The following is an 18795-nucleotide window of genomic DNA, read 5'->3' as shown; positions in this document are numbered from 1 at the left end:
GATATCCTCAGGCGGCCGTCGCGGCGAGGCCGGAATAGCCGATGGCATAGGCGATGGTCGGGCCTTCCGCGCGGATGCGCTCGCGCATGCGCAGCGGCCGCAGCACACCGTCGACCTCTTCCACGTCGATGACGTTGACGTCGACCACCTGGTTGTCGGCGAAGGCCTGCCGGCCGGTGGCTTCCAGCGCCTCGACGGCCTCCTTGTGGCGGGCGACGAAAGCGGCCTGGAGCCGTTCGTTCCAGTTGCCGGCGGCGTCCAGCCAGACGGAGGTGCCGTCGGAGAGGCGGTTGGCTGTCAGAACCTTGTCGGCCATATCATGCTCCCAATGCTGCTGTGGCATGAACCGGCTCACGGACGGCGAGCGGTTCGGAATGTTCGAAATTGGCGCCGGCGACGGCATCGCCGATGATCACCATGACCGGGCCGGCGAGCTCGTCGCGATGTTCGAGGCCCGGCAGGTCCTTGAGCGTGCCGTGCAGCAGCCGCTTTTCGCGGCGGCTGGCGTTTTCCACCACCGCGACCGTTGTTTCGGCAGGAAGGCCGGCCTCCATGAGCCGTGCGGCGACGGAAGCCGCCACGCTGCGGCCCATGTAGACGGCGACGGTGGCGCCGGAAATGGCAAGGCGCGCCCAGTCCGGCAGCACGGCGCCGGTAAGGTCGTGGCCCGTCGTGAAGACGAGCGAGGAGGCGACGCCGCGCAGCGTCAGCGGCAGCTCGAAATCGGCGGCGGCGGCGAAGGCCGAAGTGATGCCCGGTACGACCTCGTAGGTGACGCCGGCCTGGCGGAGCGCCGCCATTTCCTCGCCGGCGCGGCCGTAGACGAGCGGATCTCCGGATTTCAGGCGAACGACGCGCTTTCCGGCCTTGCCGAGGTCGACGAGGAGATCGTTGATCTCTTCCTGCGACTTGGAATGGCAGCCCTTGCGCTTGCCGACTGACAGGCGCTCGGCATCGCGCCGGCCCATGTCGACGATGGCCTGCGGCACGAGCGCGTCGAAGACGATCACGTCGGCTTCCATCATCACGCGCTGGGCGCGCAGCGTCAGGAGGTCTTCGGCGCCCGGGCCGGCGCCGACGAGCCAGACATGGCCCTCGGCCCTGCCCTGTGCGCCGAGGAGGGAATCGGCGGCGCGACGCGCCGTTTCGATATCGCCGTTGTTGACGGCATCGGCGACGGCGCCCTGGAAGAACCGGCGCCAGAAGACGCGGCGGGTGACGCCGCGCGGCAGGATACGGTCGACGGCCTCGCGGTAGCCGTTGGCAAGGCTTGCGAGCCGGCCGAGCGAGGGCGAAAGGATCTGGTCGACCTGCGCGCGGATCATCTGCGCCAGCACGGGACCTGCCCCTTCCGTGCCGATGGCGACGGCGACGGGCGCACGGTTGACGAGCGCCGGCGTGAAGAAATCGCAGTAATCCGGCTGGTCGACGGCATTGACGGGGATGTGGAGCTCGCGGGCGGCGGTGGCAATGGTGCGGTCGGCCGCAGCCTCACCCGTTGCGGCGAAGACGAGCGTGGCGTCGGCGATCGCTTCCCTGGAAAAGGGCGCGCGCTGGAGGACGAGGCCGTTTTCGGCGATGAAGCGGGCGAAATCGGCTTCCGGCGCTTCGGCCAGCACGACGATGCGCGCATCCGTGTTCGACAGGAGGCGGGCCTTGGCAAAGGCTTCGTCGCCCCCGCCCACGACGACGACCGTCCTGCCGCTGACGCGGAAGAAGGCCGGGAAGGTCGAGAGCTTGTGCTGCGCTGCGGTCATGGTTCGGTCCGGTTGAAGTGTGCGCACTATCGCGAAAATCCGCCAGGAACGAAAGAAACAGAAATTCCAATGGTTCGGGAGGGGGGTATTGTTTTGCTCTGGCACCCGGCATTTTGAGCATAAGTCACCGGCCGCCCTTGCCTGCCCGCCGCACCGACCGCTAAGGATGCGGGCATACCGCCAACGGGGATTATCTTCCCGGCAACGCCATCCCGCTCAACTGAGACCCGCCATGGAACCGAGCCGCGACATAGAACGCCTGATCGAGATCATGGCGGCCCTGCGCCAGCCGGAAACCGGCTGCCCGTGGGACATCGTCCAGACCTTCGAGACGATCAAGCCCTACACGATCGAGGAGGCCTATGAGGTCGCCGACGCCATCGAGCGGAACGACATGGACGACCTCTGCGAGGAGCTGGGCGACCTTCTCCTGCAAGTGGTCTTCCATGCCCGCATGGCCGAGGAGCGCGGCGATTTCGATTTCGGCAGCGTCGTCGATGCGGTGACGCGCAAGATGATCCGCCGCCATCCGCACGTCTTCGCCCGCTCGGATGCCGACACGCCTGAGGCGGTGAAGCTGCAATGGGACGAAATCAAGCAGGCGGAAAAGCGCGAGCGCAAGGAACGCCGCGCCAGACGCGGCCTGCCGGAGGACCCGATGCGCGGCCATCTCGGCCCGGTGCAGCGCTCGTTCCCCGCGCTGGTGGAAGCGCTGAAGCTTCAGGAGCGGGCGGCAAAGGTCGGCTTCGACTGGTCCGAGCCCGCGCCGATCCTCGACAAGATCGAAGAGGAGATCGGCGAACTGCGCGAGGCCCTGCGCGACGGCAACAAGAGCGCCGTTGCCGACGAACTCGGCGACCTGATCTTCGCCCTCGTCAATATCGGCCGCCATGTCGGCGCCGACCCGGAAATGGCCCTGCGCGGCACCAACACCAAGTTCCGCAACCGCTTCTCGCATATCGAGGACAGCCTTGCCGAAAACGGCGAAAGCCTGGAAGAGGCGACGCTGGAGCGGATGGAGGAGCTGTGGCAGGCGGCGAAGCGGATCGAGCGGCAGTTGGGGGAGTAGGGTTGGATCGCCCCTCATCCCGCTGCCTCAGCGCTCCCAGTCCTCGCGCACCGGCTTTGCGCCGATCCCGAGCCGACGGTCGAGTTCGGCGGCTTCGGTCTCCGTCAGGCGGAGTTCCAGCCGCACGTTGCCGTCTTCCATGTCCTCGCGGGCGTCGACGACGGAGTGGTCGTAGATCCACGGCAGGAGCTGCAATTGCGTGAGGGGCACGATGACGTCGCGGTCGACCAGCACGCCGGAAAGGCGGCGGTTGATCTCGTCGAGCAGCGCATCGACGCCCTCGCCGGAGATCGCCGAGACCGCCATGACGTTCGGCTGGCTCTCCGCCTTCTGCACCAGCGCCTCGCGCGCTTCCGGCTCCAGCCGGTCGATCTTGTTCCAGACTTCGAGGATGCGTTCCGCGCCGTCCTTCTCGTCGATGCCGAGATCGGCGAGGATGCGCAGGACGTCCGAGGATTGCGCGCCGTTGTCCGGGTCGGACATGTCGCGCACATGGAGGATGAGGTCGGCCTCCAGCACCTCTTCCAGCGTCGCGCGGAAGGCGGCGACGAGATGGGTCGGCAGGTCGGAGATGAAGCCCACCGTGTCGGAGAGGATGACGGTGCGGCCCTGCGGCAGCTTCATGCGGCGCAGCGTCGGGTCGAGCGTGGCGAAGAGCATGTCCTCGGCCAGCACCCCTGCGCCGGTGATGCGGTTGAACAGCGTCGACTTGCCGGCGTTGGTATAGCCGACGAGGGCGACGATGGGGTGCGGCACCTTCTTGCGCTTGGAACGGTGGAGCTGGCGGGTGCGGCGCACCTGCTCCAGCTCGCGCTCCAGCTTGACGATCTTGTCCTGCAGCAGCCGGCGGTCGGCCTCGATCTGCGTTTCGCCCGGCCCGCCCATGAAGCCTGCACCGCCGCGCTGGCGCTCGAGGTGGGTCCAGCTTCGAACGAGACGGCCGCGCTGGTAGTTGAGATGCGCAAGCTCGACCTGCAGCGTGCCTTCCTTGGTGGAGGCGCGGCGGCCGAAGATTTCGAGGATGAGGCCCGTGCGGTCGATGACCTTGGCGTTCCATTCCTTCTCGAGATTGCGCTGCTGCACCGGCGTCAGCGGATGGTCGACGATGACGAGGCCGGCATCATGCGCATCGAGCGCCGCCTTGATCTCCTCGATCTTGCCGGAGCCGAGCAATGTGCCGGGCTTCGGCTGGGCGACGGGCACGATGGCGGCATGGACGACCGTGAGGTCGATGGCATGGGCAAGGCCGACGGCCTCTTCCAGCCGCGCCTCGTCGGAGCGCGCGGGCGCGGCCGACGGATCGGCCTGCTGGGCGCGGGACGCCTTCAGCACCGGCGCGATGACGACGGCGCGCATGTCGTCCCGGGGCTTTTCGGCGTCCGGGACGATGGAGTCCTTGCGGGGATCGGATTTGCTAATCTTCGTGGGTCCTGTCAGGAGCCGCTTTCCTCGGTCTCGAACATCTGCAAGGGCTGGCCCGGCATGATGGTCGAGATCGCGTGTTTGTAGACGAGCTGCGAGTGACCGTCACGGCGCAGCAGCACGCAGAAATTGTCGAAGGAAGTGACAACCCCGGTCAGCTTGACCCCGTTGATGAGAAAGATCGTCAGAGAAATCTTTTGCTTGCGAACGGTATTGAGAAAAAGATCCTGCAGGTTTTGAGAACGTTCCGCCATCGCGCCGCTTCTTTCTGATTGCCGGCCCTTTCGGCCGGTTGACTGGAATAAATGCCCCCTGGTCCGGCAACATGTTCCCGGACCGCCGATTTTGGTATCAAATCGCGGTCTTCTCCGCAACGGCGAAAAAGGCCTCGCGGATTTTCTGTGTGGTCATGCCGGGATGGCCGTTGGCGATGGTGCGGCCGTCGATGGAAACCACCGGAAGGCAGATCGTCGTCGCGCCGGTGACGAAGACCTCCCGGGCCTCCAGCATCTCGGCCACGGAAAAGCGCCGTTCCTCGACCGCAAGGCCGAGCTTTGCGGCGACGTCCATCAGCGTCGTGCGGGTGATGCCTTTCAGGATATCGTGGCCGGCAGGGCGCGTGACGAGCGTTCCGGCCTTGTCGACGATCCACAGGTTCGTGGCCCCGCCCTCCGTCACGTTGCCCTCGGCATCGACGAAGATCGCCTCCTGCGCGCCCATCTCCTTCGCCTGCTGGCGGGCCAGCACGTTCGGCAGCAGGCCCACGGTCTTGATGTCCACCCGGCCCCAGCGGTTGTCGGGAACGGTGACGCCCTTGATGCCGGCGGCATATTTCGCCGCGTTCACCGCCGGGTCGAGGCTCTTTGCCGTGACGACGAGCGAGGGACGCACATCCGGCGCGGGAAAAACGTGGTCGCGCCGCGCCGTGCCGCGCGTCACCTGGAGATAGACCATGCCGTTGACGACGCGGTTGCGGCGCAGCACCTCGCGCAGGATTGCGGTGAGCGCGGCGCGCGGCATCGGCGGGCGGATGCGGATTTCTCCCAGCGAGCGGTCGAGCCGGTCGAGATGGCGCGTCAGGTCGACGATGAAGCCGGCCTGCACCTGGCAGACCTCGTAGACGGCATCGGCGAAGACGAAGCCGCGGTCCTCGATATGCACCGCCGCATCCGCATGGCGGACGTAGCGGCCGTTGACATAGGCAAAGCGCGGCATGGAAACCCTCAGAAATACTGGATGCTGACGCGGAAGAGCTGCTCGACATGGCGCACGGCCGCGGCGGCGGCGAAAAGCACGACGCGGTCCTTCGCCTTGATCTTCGTGTCGCCGTCCGGGCGGATCACCGCCTGGTCGCGGTAGATCGCGCCGATGCGGATGCCGGGCGGCAGCTCGATCTCGCGCAGCGGTCGGCCGACGAGTGGCGATGTCTCCAGCGCCTCGGCCTCGATCACCTCGGCCGAGCCCTTCTGCACGGCGTAGACCGAGCGGATGCGCCCCTTGCGCACATGCTGGAGGATGCCGGAAATGGTGACGGCGCGCGGGTTGATATGCGCGTCGATGCCGAGCGTCTTGGTGAAATCCTGATAGCTCGGGTCATTGATCAGGACGAGGTTCTGCTTGCAGCCGAGGCGCTTGGCCATCACGCTGCCGAGGATGTTGATCTGGTCGTTGTTGGTCAGCGCCACGATCAGGTCCGCGTCCTGGATATCGGCCTGCAGCAGCATCTTCTGGTCGAGCGCCGAGCCGTTGAGCACGACGGCATTGCGCAGCTTGTCGGCAAGGGCGACGGCGCGCTCGCGGTCGCTCTCGATGATCTTGAGCCGGGTCTTCGGCTGGTAGTCCTCGATGGCCTTGGCGACGAAATAGCCGATATTGCCGCCGCCGGCGATGACGATGCGGGCGGCCTCCTGCTCTTCGTGGCCGAAGAGCGCGAGCGTGCGGCGCACATGGCCCTTGTCGCAGACCACATAGGCAAGGTCGCCGGAATGGAGCTGGTCGGAGGAGTTCGGCACGAAGAGCTTGCCTTGCGAGAAGATGCCCGTGACCGTCGCGTTGAGGTCGGGGAAGAGCTCGCTCAGCTGCTTCAGCGGCGTCTCGACGACCGGGCAATCCTCCATGCATTCGATCGCGACCATGACGATGCGGTCGTCGGCAAAGCGCACCACGTCCGTCGCGCCGGGGAAGGAGATGCGCCGCAGCACCGTCTTGCCCACCTCCACCTCCGGCGAGATGGTGACGTCGATGGGCAGGTTCTCGCGCGAGAAGAGGTCGGAATATTCCGGTGCCAGATAGCTCTGCGCGCGGATGCGGGCAATCTTGGTCGGCACGTTGAACAGCGAATGGGCCACCTGGCAGGCGACCATGTTAATCTCGTCGAACAGCGTGACGGCGATGATCATGTCCGCCTCGTCCGCGCCGGCCTTGGCGAGGATTTCCGGATGCGCGCCGTGGCCGACGATGCCGCTGACGTCCAGCGTCTCGGTGATGCCGGCGATCAGCGAGGGCTGCATGTCGATGACCGACACGTCGTTGCCCTCCTCCGAAAGCCGCTCCGCGATGCCGTAGCCGACGCGTCCGGCGCCGCAGATGATGACCTTCATCTCACAGAATCCCTCAAGCCCCTGAGGGCCTTATACGCCAAGCGACTTCAGTTTGCGATGGAGCGCGGAGCGTTCCATGCCGACGAACTCGGCAGTGCGGGAAATGTTGCCGCCGAAGCGGTTGATCTGCGCGATGAGATAGTCGCGCTCGAACATTTCGCGCGCCTCGCGCAGCGGCAGCGTCATAATGTGCTGGTCGCCCTGTGTCGATATCTTCGGCAGCATGTCGCCCACTTCCGTCGGCAGCATGTCGGCGCTGATCGGCGTATCGGGGCCGTCGCTGCGGGCAAGGATCATCAGGCGCTCGATATTGTTGCGCAACTGGCGGATATTGCCCGGCCAGTCGTGCGCCTGGAGGACGGCGAGCGCGTCGTCGCCGATCTTGCGCGCGCGGATGCCGGCCTGCTCGCTGACCTGGCGCATGAACATGTCGACGAGGAAGGGAATGTCCTCGCGCCGCTCGGCAAGCGGCGGCACGCGCACCGGCACCACGGCAAGGCGGTGATAGAGGTCCTCGCGGAAACCGCCCTCGGCGATCAGGCTTTCGAGATTGTAGGCGGTGGAGGAGATGATGCGCACATCCACCTTCACCCGCTTGGAGCCGCCGACGCGCTCGAATTGTTGATCCACGAGCACGCGAAGAATCTTGTTCTGCGTTTCGCGCGGCATCTCGCCGATCTCGTCGAGATAGAGGATGCCGCCATGGGCCTCCTCCAGCGCGCCGGTCTTGCGCGGCTGGCCGGGCGTTCCTTCCGTGCCGAAAAGCGCGATCTCCATGCGCTCCGGCGTGATCGCCGCGGCATTGAGCACGACGAACGGGCCGTTCGCCCGGCTCGACTTGCGATGGATCATGCGCGCCACCAGCTCCTTGCCGGAACCGGAAGGACCGAGGATCATGATGCGGCTGTTGGTCGGCGAGACCTTCTCGATGGTCTGGCGGAGCTGCGAGACGGCGACGGAGGTGCCGATCAGCTCCGCCGGATCGCCTGAGCGCTTCTTCAGCTCCGTCACCTCGCGGCGGAGCTTCGAATTCTCCAGCGCCCGCTCGGCGATCAGGATCAGCCGGTCGGCCTTGAAGGGTTTTTCGATGAAGTCGTAGGCGCCGCGGCGGATGGCGGAGACGGCCGTCTCGATGTTGCCGTGGCCGGAGATCATCACCACAGGAAGATCAGGATGGCGGCTCTTGATCTCGTCGAGGAGCGCAAGCCCGTCGAGCTTGCTGCCCTGCATCCAGATATCGAGGAAGACGAGGCGCGGCACGCGGTCACTGATGGCCGCGAGCGCGCTATCGCTGTCGAAGGCGGTGCGCGTCTCGTGCCCTTCGTCGGAAAGGATGCCGGAGACGATCTCGCGGATGTCCTCTTCGTCGTCCACTACGAGAATATCAGACGCCATGGCTCATGTCCTTGCTCTTCTTATTATCCGCATCGGCGGCCACCACCGTTTCCTCGTAGGGCAGGATCACGCGGATCATCGCCCCGTGGCCGTGGTCGAAATCCGCAGGGGCATCGTGCAGTTCAAGCTGTCCCCCATGGTCTTCGATGATCTTCTTGACGATGGCGAGGCCGAGGCCCGTGCCCTTCTCGCGCATGGTCATGTAGGGTTCGAGGATGCGGTGCCGGTTCTCCGTCGGCAGGCCCTTGCCGTTGTCGATGACGTCGACGACGAAGCGGCGGCCCGCATCGTCCGCCCGCGCCCGCACGAGAACCTTGTGCCCCCCCCGCTCCGCATCCGGCGGCAGCGCCTCGATCGCTTCCACCGCATTCTTGATGAGGTTGCCGAAGGCCTGGCCGAGCATGCGTGCGTCGAAAAGGCCCGTCAGCGGCAGCTCGCCGAAATCCTTGGCGAAGACGACATGGTTGTTTCCCATCTCGCGCAGGAAAACGGCATCCTTGAGGATACTGCGCAGGTCGGAGCGTTCTTTCGTGGGCTTCGGCATGCGCGCGAAGGCGGAGAACTCGTCGACCATGCGGCCGATATCCTCGACCTGGCGCACGATGGTGTCCGTGCACTGGTCGAAGACGGCGCGGTCCTCCTGGTCGATCTGCTTGCCGTAGCGGCGGCGGATGCGCTCGGCGGAGAGCTGGATCGGCGTCAGCGGGTTCTTGATCTCGTGCGCGATGCGCCGCGCCACGTCCGCCCAGGCGGTCGAGCGCTGGGCGATGACGAGGTCGGTGATGTCGTCGATGGTGACGACGTAGGATTCCTTGGCGTCCTTCGCTTCCTCGCGCGTCACCTGCACGTTCAGCGTGCGCTCCTTGCCGCCGTGCATGATGTTGACCTGCTTGCGGTAATCGTTGCGGTGGCGCACCGATCCTTCTTCCAGCACCGCGGCGATCTCCGGCGCCACCTGGCTGAGCGGCTGGCCGAGGAGGTCGGCCGCATTGCGCCCGAGCAGGATTTCCGCAGAGAGGTTGGCGATGGTCACCCGCCCGTCGCCCTCCACGCCGATGACGGCCGCCGTCACGCCCGACAGGACCGCCTCGATGAAGCGCCGGCGATAATCGACCTCGTCCTTCGCATCGAGGATCTGGCTCTGCTGGGCGCGGATCTCGGCGATCATCTTGTTGAAGGTGCGCGAGAGGTTGCCGACATCGCCGTCGGCCGTGCGCACGGGCACACTCACGTCGAGATTGCCGGAGGCGACGCTGTCGGCGGCGCCGATGAGCTGGCGGATCGGCCGCACGATGCGGTCGGCGACGGCGATGGCCGTCCAGATGGCGGCGAGCAGCACGATCAGCGCGAAGCCGAGATAAAGAACGCCGAAGGCGATCTGCAGCGGCGTGCGGCCGGCCTCCAGCGCCCGGTACTCGGCCGTGTTCTCCTCCATCAGGCGCATCGAGCGCATGACCTCGGGATCGACCGTGCGGATCGTGTAGAGGAAGGCGTCCGGGATGTTCTCCAGCTTGATGATGGCGCCGACGAGGTTCGTGCCGCCGGGGGGGATCAGCGTCGGCTGGCCGGCGGCCGAGGCTTTCAGCGCATCGGCCGGCACCGGCGGCAGCGGGCTTTCCGTCGGGATGCTCGCCTGCAGGATCGCCGAGCCGTCGCCGCGCAGCAGGAAGGCGCCGAGCATGCCGCGCCCGCGCGCCTGCCGCGTCATCAGCTCGATGAAGCCGGTGCGGTCGAGGCTGTAGAGCTGGCGGTTGCGGTCGAGGTCGTTGGCCATGGAGGCCGTCTGGCCCTGGAGGTAGCTGGCATTCTCCAACACATAGGCCTGCGCGACGTTCAGCGAGGAGCTGACGATGGACTGCGTGCGGATGGAGAACCAGCGGTCGAGGCCGACGTCGAGCGTGATGGAGGCGAAGATGGCGACCAGCACCGCCGGCGTGATCGCCACGATGGAGAAGAGCGCGACGATGCGCACATGGAGCCGCGCGGCGGCGCGCCCGCGCCGGCGGGCCTTCAGCAGCCGCGTGATCTCGCGGCCGATGAGGAACATCAGGCCGACGATGAAGATGGCGTTGATCGACGCCGAGGCGATGACGACGTTGGGCTCCGGCTTGATCGGCGTCAGGCCGAGCAGGATGAAGAGCGAGATCGTCGCGGCGACGAGCGCGCCGCCGGCAAGCAGCAGGCCGGGCAAGGCGAAGGACGCGCGCCGGTCCGAGACCACCATCGCGCCGTCCTCACCCTCCGAAAGCAGGCTTACGCCTTCCGCCATCTGCCGCATCGCTCCCCGGCCGTGCATCCCCGCAAGGATACCGGCGCCTTATCCGTCTTTTCCGGGATGGCGCCGGCCGTTCACGGACCGGGCGGCATTCGCACCCCGCATTCCGGACGGCCGGGGCATGCGGACCTATTCGACCGCGAACCCCTCTGTTACCTTCAAGCAACAGAATGTGGCCAAAATGCAACGCTGACTGCCGCCAAGTCAAGCAGAGCGCGAACTTCTGTACACAGATACGCCCAGTTCGCGAATTTTCTTGCGCAGCGTGTTGCGGTTGAGGCCGAGGAGATCGGCGGCCTTGATCTGGTTGCCGCGCGTTGCCGTCAGCGCCGCGAGGATCAGCGGATACTCCACCTCGGCCAGCACCCGCTCGTAGAGGCCGGAGGGCGGCAGGCCGTCGCCGAAGCTTGCGAAATACTGGCGCATGTTCTCTTCCACCGCCTGGGAGATGGAGAGCGAGCCGGTGCGCACCGGCGCCTTGTCGATGGGGCTGTCGGGAATATCGGCGCGCAGCTCCGCCTCGATGATCTCGCGCGTGATGGTGTCCTGCGGGTAGAGGGCCGTGAGGCGCCGCACGACGTTTTCCAGCTCGCGCACATTGCCGGGCCAGGGATGCGCCTTCATCAGTTCCAGCGCCTCGTGGTCGAAGCGCTTGGCGTCGAGCCCCTCCCTTTCGGCCTGCTGCACGAAATGGCGCACGAGGTCTGGAATGTCCTCCGCCCGGTCGCGCAGCGGCGGCAGGCGCAGCGGCACCACGTTGAGGCGGTAGTAGAGGTCTTCGCGGAAGAGGCCCTGGTTGATCGACTGCTTCAAGTCCTTGTTGGTAGCCGCGACGATGCGCACGTCGGTGCGGATGGGCGTGCGCCCGCCGACCGTCGTATATTCGCCCTGCTGGAGCACGCGCAGCAGGCGCGTCTGGGCGTCCATCGGCATGTCGCCGATCTCGTCGAGGAAGAGCGTGCCGCCCTCGGCCTGCTCGAACCTGCCGGTCGAGCGATTCTGCGCCCCGGTGAAGGCGCCTTTCTCGTGGCCGAAGAGTTCCGATTCGATGAGGTCGCGCGGGATGGCCGCCATGTTGATGGCGACGAAGGGGCCGTTGCGGCGCTTGCCGTAGTCGTGCAGCGCGCGGGCGACGAGTTCCTTGCCGGTGCCCGATTCGCCGGTGATCATCAGCGTCAGGTCCGTCTGCATCAGGCGGGCGAGCACGCGGTAGATCTCCTGCATCGCCGCCGAGCGGCCGACGAGCGGCATGCCGTCCTGCGCGTCGTCTTCCATATGCACGGGCTTGCGCTTCGGCTCGGCGAGCGCCCGGCCGATGATGGCGATGAGCTCGGTGAGGTCGAAGGGCTTGGGCAGGTAGTCGTAGGCCCCCTTCTCCGAGGCCTTGATCGCCGTCATGAAGGTGTTCTGGGCGCTCATGACGAGCACCGGCAGCTCCGGCCGGGCCTTCTTGATGCGCGGCAGGAGGTCGAAGGCGTTCTCGTCGGGCATGACGAGGTCGGTGACGACGATGTCGCCCTCGCCCGCGGCGATCCAGCGCCACAAGGTCGCTGCATTGGAGGTGATCCGCACGTCGTATCCCGCGCGGCTCAAGGCCTGGTTGAGAACCGTGCGGATCGCGGCATCGTCATCGGCAACGAGGACTGTGGCGCCTGTCATCAATTATGTCCTTTGGTCTTGGGATAGTCGTCGTCTTCGCTGACGCCGCGGGAGGCCGGCATCAGCACGCGGAAGGTGGTTCGCGAGCCCTGGCTGTCGCATTCGACGATGCCGCCATGGCCGCCGATGATCTTCGCCACCAGCGCAAGGCCAAGGCCGGAACCGTTGGTCTTGGTGGTGATGAAGGGATCGAAGAGGTGCGGCAGCAGATCCGCCGGAACGCCCGGCCCGTTGTCGTGCACGCAGAATTCGAGCGGCAGGGAGATTTTCTCCCGCGTGCCGGCGACCGAAAGGCGGATGCCGGGCCGGTAGGCGGTCGTCAGCTGGATTTCGCCGTCCGGCCGGTCGCCGACCGCCTCGGCGGCGTTCTTGATGAGGTTGAGGAAGACCTGTACGAGCTGGTCGCGGTTGGCGTAGACCGGCGGCAGCGAGGGGTCGTAGAGCTCGGTGATCCGGATATTGCGGGCAAAGCCGGCCCTTGCGACCGCCTTCACATGATCCAGCACCGCATGGATGTTGAGCGGCACGCGGTCGACGGGCCGCTCGTCGGAGAAGACCTCCATGCGGTCGACCAGCGAGACGATGCGGTCTGTCTCCTCGCAGATCAGCCGCGTCAGCGCCCGGTCCTCGTCATTGGCCGAAGTCTCCAGAAGCTGCGCGGCGCCGCGGATGCCGGAAAGCGGGTTCTTGATCTCGTGCGCCAGCATGGAGGCGAGCCCCGTGACGGAGCGCGCCGCCACCCGATGGGTGAGCTGCCGGTCGATCTTGTCGGCCATGGACCGCTCCTGGATGACCACCACGACGGAGCCGGGCTCGGTCGTCGCCGGCGCGACGTAGATGTCCACCAGCTTCTCCGCGCCGAGCCGCGGGGAACTGAGGTCGACGCGGTATTCGCTGACCGGGGCCCTGCGCTCGCGCACCTGCTCGATGAGCGTCAGCAGCGGACTGCCGAACGGAATGAAGGTGGAGACCGTATGCCGGGCAAGATGGCTGGCGCTGGCGCCGAAGAAGGATTCGGCCTCCCAGTTGGCGAAGGCGATGAACCCGCGCTCGTCGACGAGGATCACCGGGTTCTGGATGGCGTTCAGCACCGCGAGCGCGAGGTCCGGCGCCTTGGGGTCCGGGGCCTTCTCCGTCATGCCGCCTCTCCCACGCAGACATCGCCGCCTTCCGCAAGCGCCGCCGCCAGACGGTCGGCAACGAAATCGCTGTCGCGCGCCGTCATGATCTCCGCCTTCCGCGGCCCCGTCATGCCGGGCGCGAAGCGCTCCAGATACCAGCCGACATGTTTGCGGGCATGGCGAAGGCCCGCCTCAACGCCGTAGAAATCCAGCATCATGCGATAGTGCTCGACGGCGATGGCCGCGATCTCTTCGCGGGAAGGATGCGGCGCTGCGCCCGCCAGCACGGCGGGATGCCACGGCCTGCCCTGCGCCGAGCGGCCGACCATGACCGCATCGGCGCCGGAGCGGCGCAGAATTTCGGCGGCATCTTCGGCGGTATCGACATCGCCGTTGGCGACAAGCGGGATGGAAAGGACATCGCGCACGGCGCGGATCGCGTCCCAGTCCGCCCGGCCTTCGTAGAACTGCATGCGCGTGCGGCCGTGGACGGTGATCATCGCCGCGCCCGCCGCCTCGGCGCGGGCGGCGATGTGCGGTGCGTTGAGGCAATCGTGATCCCAGCCGAGCCGCATCTTCACCGTGACCGGCACCTTCACGGCGTTCACCGTCGCCTCGATCAGCCCGAGCGCATGGTCGGGATCGCGCATCAGCGCGGAGCCGGAATAGCCGCCGATCACCTTCTTGGCGGGGCAGCCCATGTTGATGTCGACGATATCGGCGCCCTCGCCTTCCGCGATCCTCGCCGCCTCGGCCATCCAGTGCGCCTCGCGGCCGGCGAGCTGCACCATATGGGGCCGGATGCCGCAATTGCGGATGCGCGCCCAGCTTTCCCGCGCGTTCAGCGCCAGTTCCCGGCTCGCCACCATTTCCGTCACGACGAGCCCCGCGCCAAAACGCCAGGCGAGATCGCGGAACGGCAGGTCCGTCACGCCCGACATCGGCGCAAGGACCACCCGGTTGCGAAGGGTCTGGCCGCCGATCGCGAGCGGCGTGGAGAGGGCTGGAAAGGTCAAATGCTCATCTTTCAAGCAAGTCATGTTGCTGCACTATTTTTAGACATTGTTGCCGGTTTTGCCAAGCCGCAATCATGCCGGCCGGCAATTTTCCGAAGGGCGCTGGAATTGCGGCAACCTTCCGGCTAAACACTCCAAAACGCTTTGAAACGGGAGCTGTCGAACCGCAATGCAGGCGGAACATGCACTATCCTGCGGTGTGGTGATCGTTGCCGCCGGGCGGGGCGAACGGGCCGGCAGCCATGCCGACGGCCCGAAACAGTACCGCCGCATCGGTGGACGGCCGGTCATCGCCCATACGCTCGACCTGTTCATCGGCTGGCCCGAGGCCCGGCACATCGTCGTCGTCATCCACCCCGACGACGAAGCGCTCTTCGCCGCCGCCCGCGCCGAAGCGCTCTCCGCCGATGGCCGCCTCACGGTCGTCCACGGCGGCGCGACGCGCCAGCAATCCGTGCTTGCCGGCCTCGAGGCGCTCTCCGGAAAGGAGATCAGCCACGTCCTCATCCAGGATGCCGTGCGCCCCTTCGTCGAGCCCGCCATCCTCGAGCGCACGCTCACCGCCTTCCAGCACGGCGCGCGGGCCGTCCTGCCGGCGGTCGCCGTCGCCGATACGCTGAAGCGCGCGGATGCCAATGGCAATGTCGCCGAGACGGTGTCCCGCTCCGGTCTCTTCGCCGCGCAGACGCCGCAGTCCTTCCATTTCGAGACCATCCTCGAAGCCCACCGCCGCGCGGCCGCCTCCGGCCGCACGGATTTCACCGACGACGCCTCGATTGCCGAATGGGCCGGCGTGCGCGTGCACCTCGTCGAGGGCGGCGCCGGCAACGTCAAGCTCACCCTGCAGAAGGATATCGCCATGGCCGACCAGCGCCTTTCCCACGGCCTGCCGGATGTGCGCACCGGCAACGGCTATGACGTGCACCAGCTCGTGCCGGGCGTCGGCGTCACGCTCTGCGGCCTGTTCATCCCGCACGACCAGACGCTCTCCGGCCATTCCGACGCCGACGTCGCGCTGCATGCGCTGACGGATGCGCTGCTCGCCACCTGCGGGGCCGGCGATATCGGCGATCATTTCCCGCCGTCGGATCCGCAGTGGAAGGGCGCGGCCTCGCGCATCTTCCTCGAACATGCCGCCGGCCTCGTGCGCGCCCGCGGCGGCACGATCATGAACGCCGACGTCTCGCTCATCGCCGAGGCGCCGAAGGTCGGCCCGCACCGCGAGGCGATGCGCCGGAACCTTGCCGAATTCCTCGGCATTTCCCTCGACCGCTGCTCGGTCAAGGCGACGACGAACGAGAAGATCGGCTTCGTCGGCCGCCGTGAGGGCATCGCCGCCATCGCCACCGCCACCGTGGTCTACAGGGGAGCCGACGCATGAGCTTCTGGCCGAAGGATATCGAGGATGCCGCGCGGGCGATCGTCGAGGATTTTTCCGCGCGCGGCCTGACCGTCGCCACCGCCGAATCCTGCACGGCCGGCCTCATCGCCGGCGCGCTGACGGAGATCGCCGGCTCGTCCGCCGTCTTCGACCGTGGCTTCGTCACCTATTCCAACGAGGCCAAGCAGCAGATGATCGGCGTTTCCGCCGAGACGCTTGCGGCGCACGGCGCCGTCTCCCGCCCGACCGCGCTGGAAATGGCAGAAGGGGCGCTCAGGCAGTCCGGAGCGGCGGTCACCGTCGCCGTCACCGGCATTGCCGGGCCCGGCGGCGGATCGCCGGAAAAGCCGGTCGGCCTCGTCCATCTCGCCGCCGCCCGCAAGGGCCGGGAAACGCTGCACCGGGAGATGCGCTACGGCGACATCGGCCGCAGCGCCGTGCGCCTTGCAACCGTGCGCACCGCGCTGGAAATGCTGGCGGAAATCGGCCGGGACTAAAGACGCTCAGGCCGCCGGATAGATGGCGGCGGCGCGCTTTTCGAAGGCGTCGGTGAACATGCGGAAGGCACGGTCGAACATCGAGCCCATCAGCGCGCCGAGGATGCGGCTCTTGAACTCGTAGTCGATGAAGAAATGCACCGAAGAGCCGCCCTCGGGCAGCGGCTCGAAGCGCCAGCGGTTGTCGAGGTAGCGGAACGGCCCGTCGATATATTTCACGTCGATTGCCCGCTCAGTGCGGTTCAGCAGCACCTGCGTGGTGAAGGTCTCGCGGATCGCCTTGTAGCCGACCGTCATGTCCGCGATGAGCAGTTCCTTGCCGTCGCGCTCCTTGCGCGAGCGCACCGCCAGCCCCTCGCAGAGCGGCAGGAACTCCGGGTAGCGCTCGACATCGGCAACGAGGTCGAACATCTCATCGGCACTGTGGGGAACGGACCTGCGGGTTTCGAACTGGGGCATGCCCGAGAGCTAATGAAGCGCGGCAGGTCTTGCAAGTGTCCGCCCCGTCCTGCCCGACAATTTCAACATGCAAACGGCTGCGTCGCGGCCATCGGCCGCAACGGCGTCACGGTCTTGCCGCGAGGAGATCGAGGATGACGGCGGCGCCGGTCTCGCCCGGGGGGCGCTCCGTCTGCATGCGCTCGTGCACGAGGTCGTAGCCTTCCAGCATCGCGCGGCGCTCGGCAGTCTCGGTGGCAAGCCGCTCGAACCAGCGCGTCAGGGTGCCGGGACGCACCTGCTCGTTGAGGAATTCCGGCACCACGGCATAGTCCGCGACGATATTGGGGATCGCCGCCGACCAGACCTTCACCTTGCGCAGGAAGAGATTGGCGATCCAGTCGAACCGATAGGTGGAGATGACCGGCACGCGGGCAAGCGCAAGCTCCAGGATGACCGTGCCGGAGGCGGCGATCGCCGCATCGGCCTCGGCGAAGGCCTGCCACTTCTCCTCCGTCGTGACGGTGATATGCGGCTTGACCGGCCAGTCTGCCGTAAGCTGCCGCACCAGCGCCTCCTGCCGCGGCACGGTGGGCAGCAGGAAACGGATGCCGGGATTGCGGGCGGAAAGCTCCTTCGCAGCCTCGCCGAAGACGGGCAGCAGGCGGCCGATCTCCGTGCTGCGCGAGCCGGGCAGCAGCAGGCAGGTACGCACATCCCCGTCCGGCCGGGCGAGCCGCGCGGCGCGGATGCGGCCGATATCCGGATCGCCGATCAGCCGGTGGCCGACATAGGTGGTGGCCGGTCCGCCGAGGCGCTGCATGACGGCGGGCTCGAAGGGCAGGAGCGCCAGAACATGGTCGACATAGGCGCGCATGCGGGGTGCGCGCTCCTCCTTCCACGCCCAGACGCTGGGGCAGACGTAATCCACCACCGGCAGGTCCGGCAGCGCCTTGCGCACGCGCCTTGCGACGCGGTGGGTGAAATCGGGGCTGTCGATGATGAGGAGGACATCCGGCCGTGCGGCGACGATGGCGTCCGCCGCCTGGCGGATGCGGCGCAGCAGCAGCGGCAGGCGCTTCAGCACCTGCGAAATACCCATGATCGACAGTTCGGAGAAATCGAACAGCGATTTGAGTCCCTGCCGCTCCAGCGCCTCGCCGCCGACGCCCACCAGTTCCACCCGGCCCGGATAGGCCCTGCGCAGCGCCGCGATGAGGTCGCCGCCGAGAAGGTCGCCGGAAACCTCACCGGCGATCACGCCGATCCTGATCGTCTCGCGTGTCATCGTCCGGCCTCCGTCCGCTCCGGCAGGATCCCCGTCACGAAAAGGCCGCCGGCATCCGCCTCGCAAACGAGTGCGGCGCGTTCCAGCACCAGCGAGCGCCCGGCCTCGACGGCAATGCCGGCAAGGCCCGCCGCCTTCGCCAGCCGCAGCGTCTCCGGCCCGATGGCCGGCAGGTCGGCGCGCAGGTCCTGCCCGGGCTTGCACAGCTTGACGAGGACACCCTTGCGGCGCTGCGAGATGCGGCCGGCGGCGCGCAGTTCGGCCACCCGCTCCAGCATGCCGTCCGTGCCTTCCGCCCCTTCCAGCGCCACGACGCGCCCGCCGACGGCGACGGCGCCCTGCCCCACGTCCAGCCGGCCGAGCGCGAGCGCGGCGGCAGCGGCCGCGGCGATATCGGCCTCGGCGGCCGCATCCGGCGCAAGCCGGCCGAGCGGCCCTTCGGTGCCGAGAAGGTCGGGCACGATCTCATGGGCGCCGACGACGCGCACGCCTTCCGATTCGATGAGCCGGATGACCATTTTCAGGACGGTGTCGTCGCCGCCCCGCAGCAGGGTCCGCACGACCGAGGGAACGGCGAGCAGCGCCTTGAAGGGCGCGTGGATATCGCGCCATTCCGGCCGGCGCCGCACCCAGCCGGTGAGCACCGCACGGCCGATGCCGTGCCGGCGGAAGGCGGCGCCGATGCCGGCATGGTTGCCGATGGAGATCACTTCATGGTCGAAGCCCGACCAGTCGTCGGCCGATTCGTTCGTCAGCGCCAGGATATAGGGGCTTTCGCCGCGGGCTTTCGCGGCCTCGGCGACGTAGCGCGGCAACTGTCCGCCGCCGGCGATGATGGCGAGCCGGTCGCGCGTTCCGGGCCGGCTGTCCGCCATGG

At 67.3% G+C, this 18795-nt stretch carries 17 protein-coding genes; 3 read left to right on the top strand and 14 right to left on the bottom strand.

Annotation, left to right across the window (positions count from 1 at the left end; genetic code table 11):
• Nucleotides 1-7: 7 nt before the first annotated feature.
• Entirely contained in the window at nucleotides 8-316 is a 309-nt protein-coding gene (locus ACZ5TO_RS07640) for a DUF2849 domain-containing protein (protein WP_184141750.1), read from the bottom strand.
• Nucleotide 317: 1 nt separating this feature from the next.
• A complete protein-coding gene (gene cysG, locus ACZ5TO_RS07635) occupies nucleotides 318-1757 on the bottom strand; it encodes a siroheme synthase CysG (protein WP_464800082.1) in 1440 nt (479 codons plus the stop codon).
• Nucleotides 1758-1989: 232 nt separating this feature from the next.
• On the opposite strand from cysG, the gene mazG reads away from it, so the two are divergent.
• The gene (mazG, locus tag ACZ5TO_RS07630) at nucleotides 1990-2826 is read left to right on the top strand and encodes a nucleoside triphosphate pyrophosphohydrolase (RefSeq protein ID WP_464800081.1); all 837 of its coding nucleotides are present in this window, start codon (nucleotides 1990-1992) and stop codon (nucleotides 2824-2826) included.
• Between the two features lie 27 nt (nucleotides 2827-2853).
• Here mazG and hflX read toward each other — a convergent pair whose 3' ends face one another.
• The 9 genes from hflX to dusB all read right to left on the bottom strand — a co-directional run bounded on the left by hflX (nucleotide 2854) and on the right by dusB (nucleotide 14338).
• Entirely contained in the window at nucleotides 2854-4182 is a 1329-nt protein-coding gene (hflX, locus tag ACZ5TO_RS07625; protein ID WP_464800080.1) for a GTPase HflX, read from the bottom strand.
• 77 nt (nucleotides 4183-4259) lie between these two features.
• Nucleotides 4260-4502 carry an RNA chaperone Hfq gene (gene hfq / locus ACZ5TO_RS07620; RefSeq protein ID WP_023514954.1) on the bottom strand — a complete coding sequence of 81 codons (243 nt, stop codon included), beginning with the start codon at nucleotides 4500-4502 and terminating at the stop codon, nucleotides 4260-4262.
• A 97-nt stretch (nucleotides 4503-4599) separates the two neighbouring features.
• Nucleotides 4600-5463 carry a D-amino-acid transaminase gene (locus ACZ5TO_RS07615; protein ID WP_464800079.1) on the bottom strand — a complete coding sequence of 288 codons (864 nt, stop codon included), beginning with the start codon at nucleotides 5461-5463 and terminating at the stop codon, nucleotides 4600-4602.
• Between the two features lie 8 nt (nucleotides 5464-5471).
• On the bottom strand, nucleotides 5472-6848 hold the full coding sequence (gene trkA / locus ACZ5TO_RS07610) for a Trk system potassium transporter TrkA (RefSeq protein ID WP_184141760.1): 1377 nt from the start codon (nucleotides 6846-6848) through the stop codon (nucleotides 5472-5474).
• Nucleotides 6849-6878: 30 nt separating this feature from the next.
• Nucleotides 6879-8243: a nitrogen assimilation response regulator NtrX gene (gene ntrX / locus ACZ5TO_RS07605; RefSeq protein ID WP_464800078.1), complete on the bottom strand. Its 1365-nt coding sequence runs from the start codon at nucleotides 8241-8243 to the stop codon at nucleotides 6879-6881.
• Nucleotides 8233-10512 carry a sensor histidine kinase NtrY-like gene (locus ACZ5TO_RS07600; protein ID WP_184141764.1) on the bottom strand — a complete coding sequence of 760 codons (2280 nt, stop codon included), beginning with the start codon at nucleotides 10510-10512 and terminating at the stop codon, nucleotides 8233-8235. Before ACZ5TO_RS07600 ends, ntrX begins: the two co-directional genes overlap by 11 nt.
• A gap of 210 nt (nucleotides 10513-10722) precedes the next feature.
• Nucleotides 10723-12177: a nitrogen regulation protein NR(I) gene (gene ntrC, locus ACZ5TO_RS07595; RefSeq protein WP_464800077.1), complete on the bottom strand. Its 1455-nt coding sequence runs from the start codon at nucleotides 12175-12177 to the stop codon at nucleotides 10723-10725.
• Nucleotides 12177-13316, bottom strand: coding sequence for a two-component system sensor histidine kinase NtrB (locus ACZ5TO_RS07590; RefSeq protein WP_464800076.1), 1140 nt, complete (start codon nucleotides 13314-13316; stop codon nucleotides 12177-12179). Before ACZ5TO_RS07590 ends, ntrC begins: the two co-directional genes overlap by 1 nt.
• Nucleotides 13313-14338 (bottom strand): tRNA dihydrouridine synthase DusB, encoded by a 1026-nt coding sequence (gene dusB / locus ACZ5TO_RS07585; protein ID WP_464800075.1) that lies wholly within the window; start codon nucleotides 14336-14338, stop codon nucleotides 13313-13315. Before dusB ends, ACZ5TO_RS07590 begins: the two co-directional genes overlap by 4 nt.
• A gap of 145 nt (nucleotides 14339-14483) precedes the next feature.
• Between dusB and ACZ5TO_RS07580 the strand changes: the two genes are divergently transcribed.
• Together ACZ5TO_RS07580 and ACZ5TO_RS07575 are read left to right on the top strand one after the other, a co-directional pair.
• Nucleotides 14484-15695, top strand: coding sequence for a bifunctional 2-C-methyl-D-erythritol 4-phosphate cytidylyltransferase/2-C-methyl-D-erythritol 2,4-cyclodiphosphate synthase (locus ACZ5TO_RS07580; RefSeq protein WP_464800074.1), 1212 nt, complete (start codon nucleotides 14484-14486; stop codon nucleotides 15693-15695).
• The gene (locus ACZ5TO_RS07575; protein WP_464800073.1) at nucleotides 15692-16192 is read left to right on the top strand and encodes a CinA family protein; all 501 of its coding nucleotides are present in this window, start codon (nucleotides 15692-15694) and stop codon (nucleotides 16190-16192) included. The genes ACZ5TO_RS07580 and ACZ5TO_RS07575 overlap by 4 nt, the downstream gene beginning before the upstream one ends.
• A gap of 6 nt (nucleotides 16193-16198) precedes the next feature.
• Here ACZ5TO_RS07575 and ACZ5TO_RS07570 read toward each other — a convergent pair whose 3' ends face one another.
• From ACZ5TO_RS07570 to ACZ5TO_RS07560, 3 genes are all read right to left on the bottom strand, one after another.
• Nucleotides 16199-16651: a type II toxin-antitoxin system RatA family toxin gene (locus ACZ5TO_RS07570; RefSeq protein WP_464800072.1), complete on the bottom strand. Its 453-nt coding sequence runs from the start codon at nucleotides 16649-16651 to the stop codon at nucleotides 16199-16201.
• A 106-nt stretch (nucleotides 16652-16757) separates the two neighbouring features.
• Nucleotides 16758-17918, bottom strand: coding sequence for a lipid-A-disaccharide synthase (gene lpxB, locus ACZ5TO_RS07565; RefSeq protein WP_464800071.1), 1161 nt, complete (start codon nucleotides 17916-17918; stop codon nucleotides 16758-16760).
• Nucleotides 17915-18793, bottom strand: a complete 879-nt coding sequence (locus ACZ5TO_RS07560) for an LpxI family protein (RefSeq protein WP_464800070.1) — start codon at nucleotides 18791-18793, stop codon at nucleotides 17915-17917. The genes lpxB and ACZ5TO_RS07560 overlap by 4 nt, the downstream gene beginning before the upstream one ends.
• Nucleotides 18794-18795: the final 2 nt, after the last annotated feature.

This window comes from Shinella sp. Sh6 (assembly GCF_055392685.1).
The sequence above is the reverse complement of the archived record's forward strand: the minus strand, read 5'-3'. Positions and strand labels throughout refer to the sequence as shown.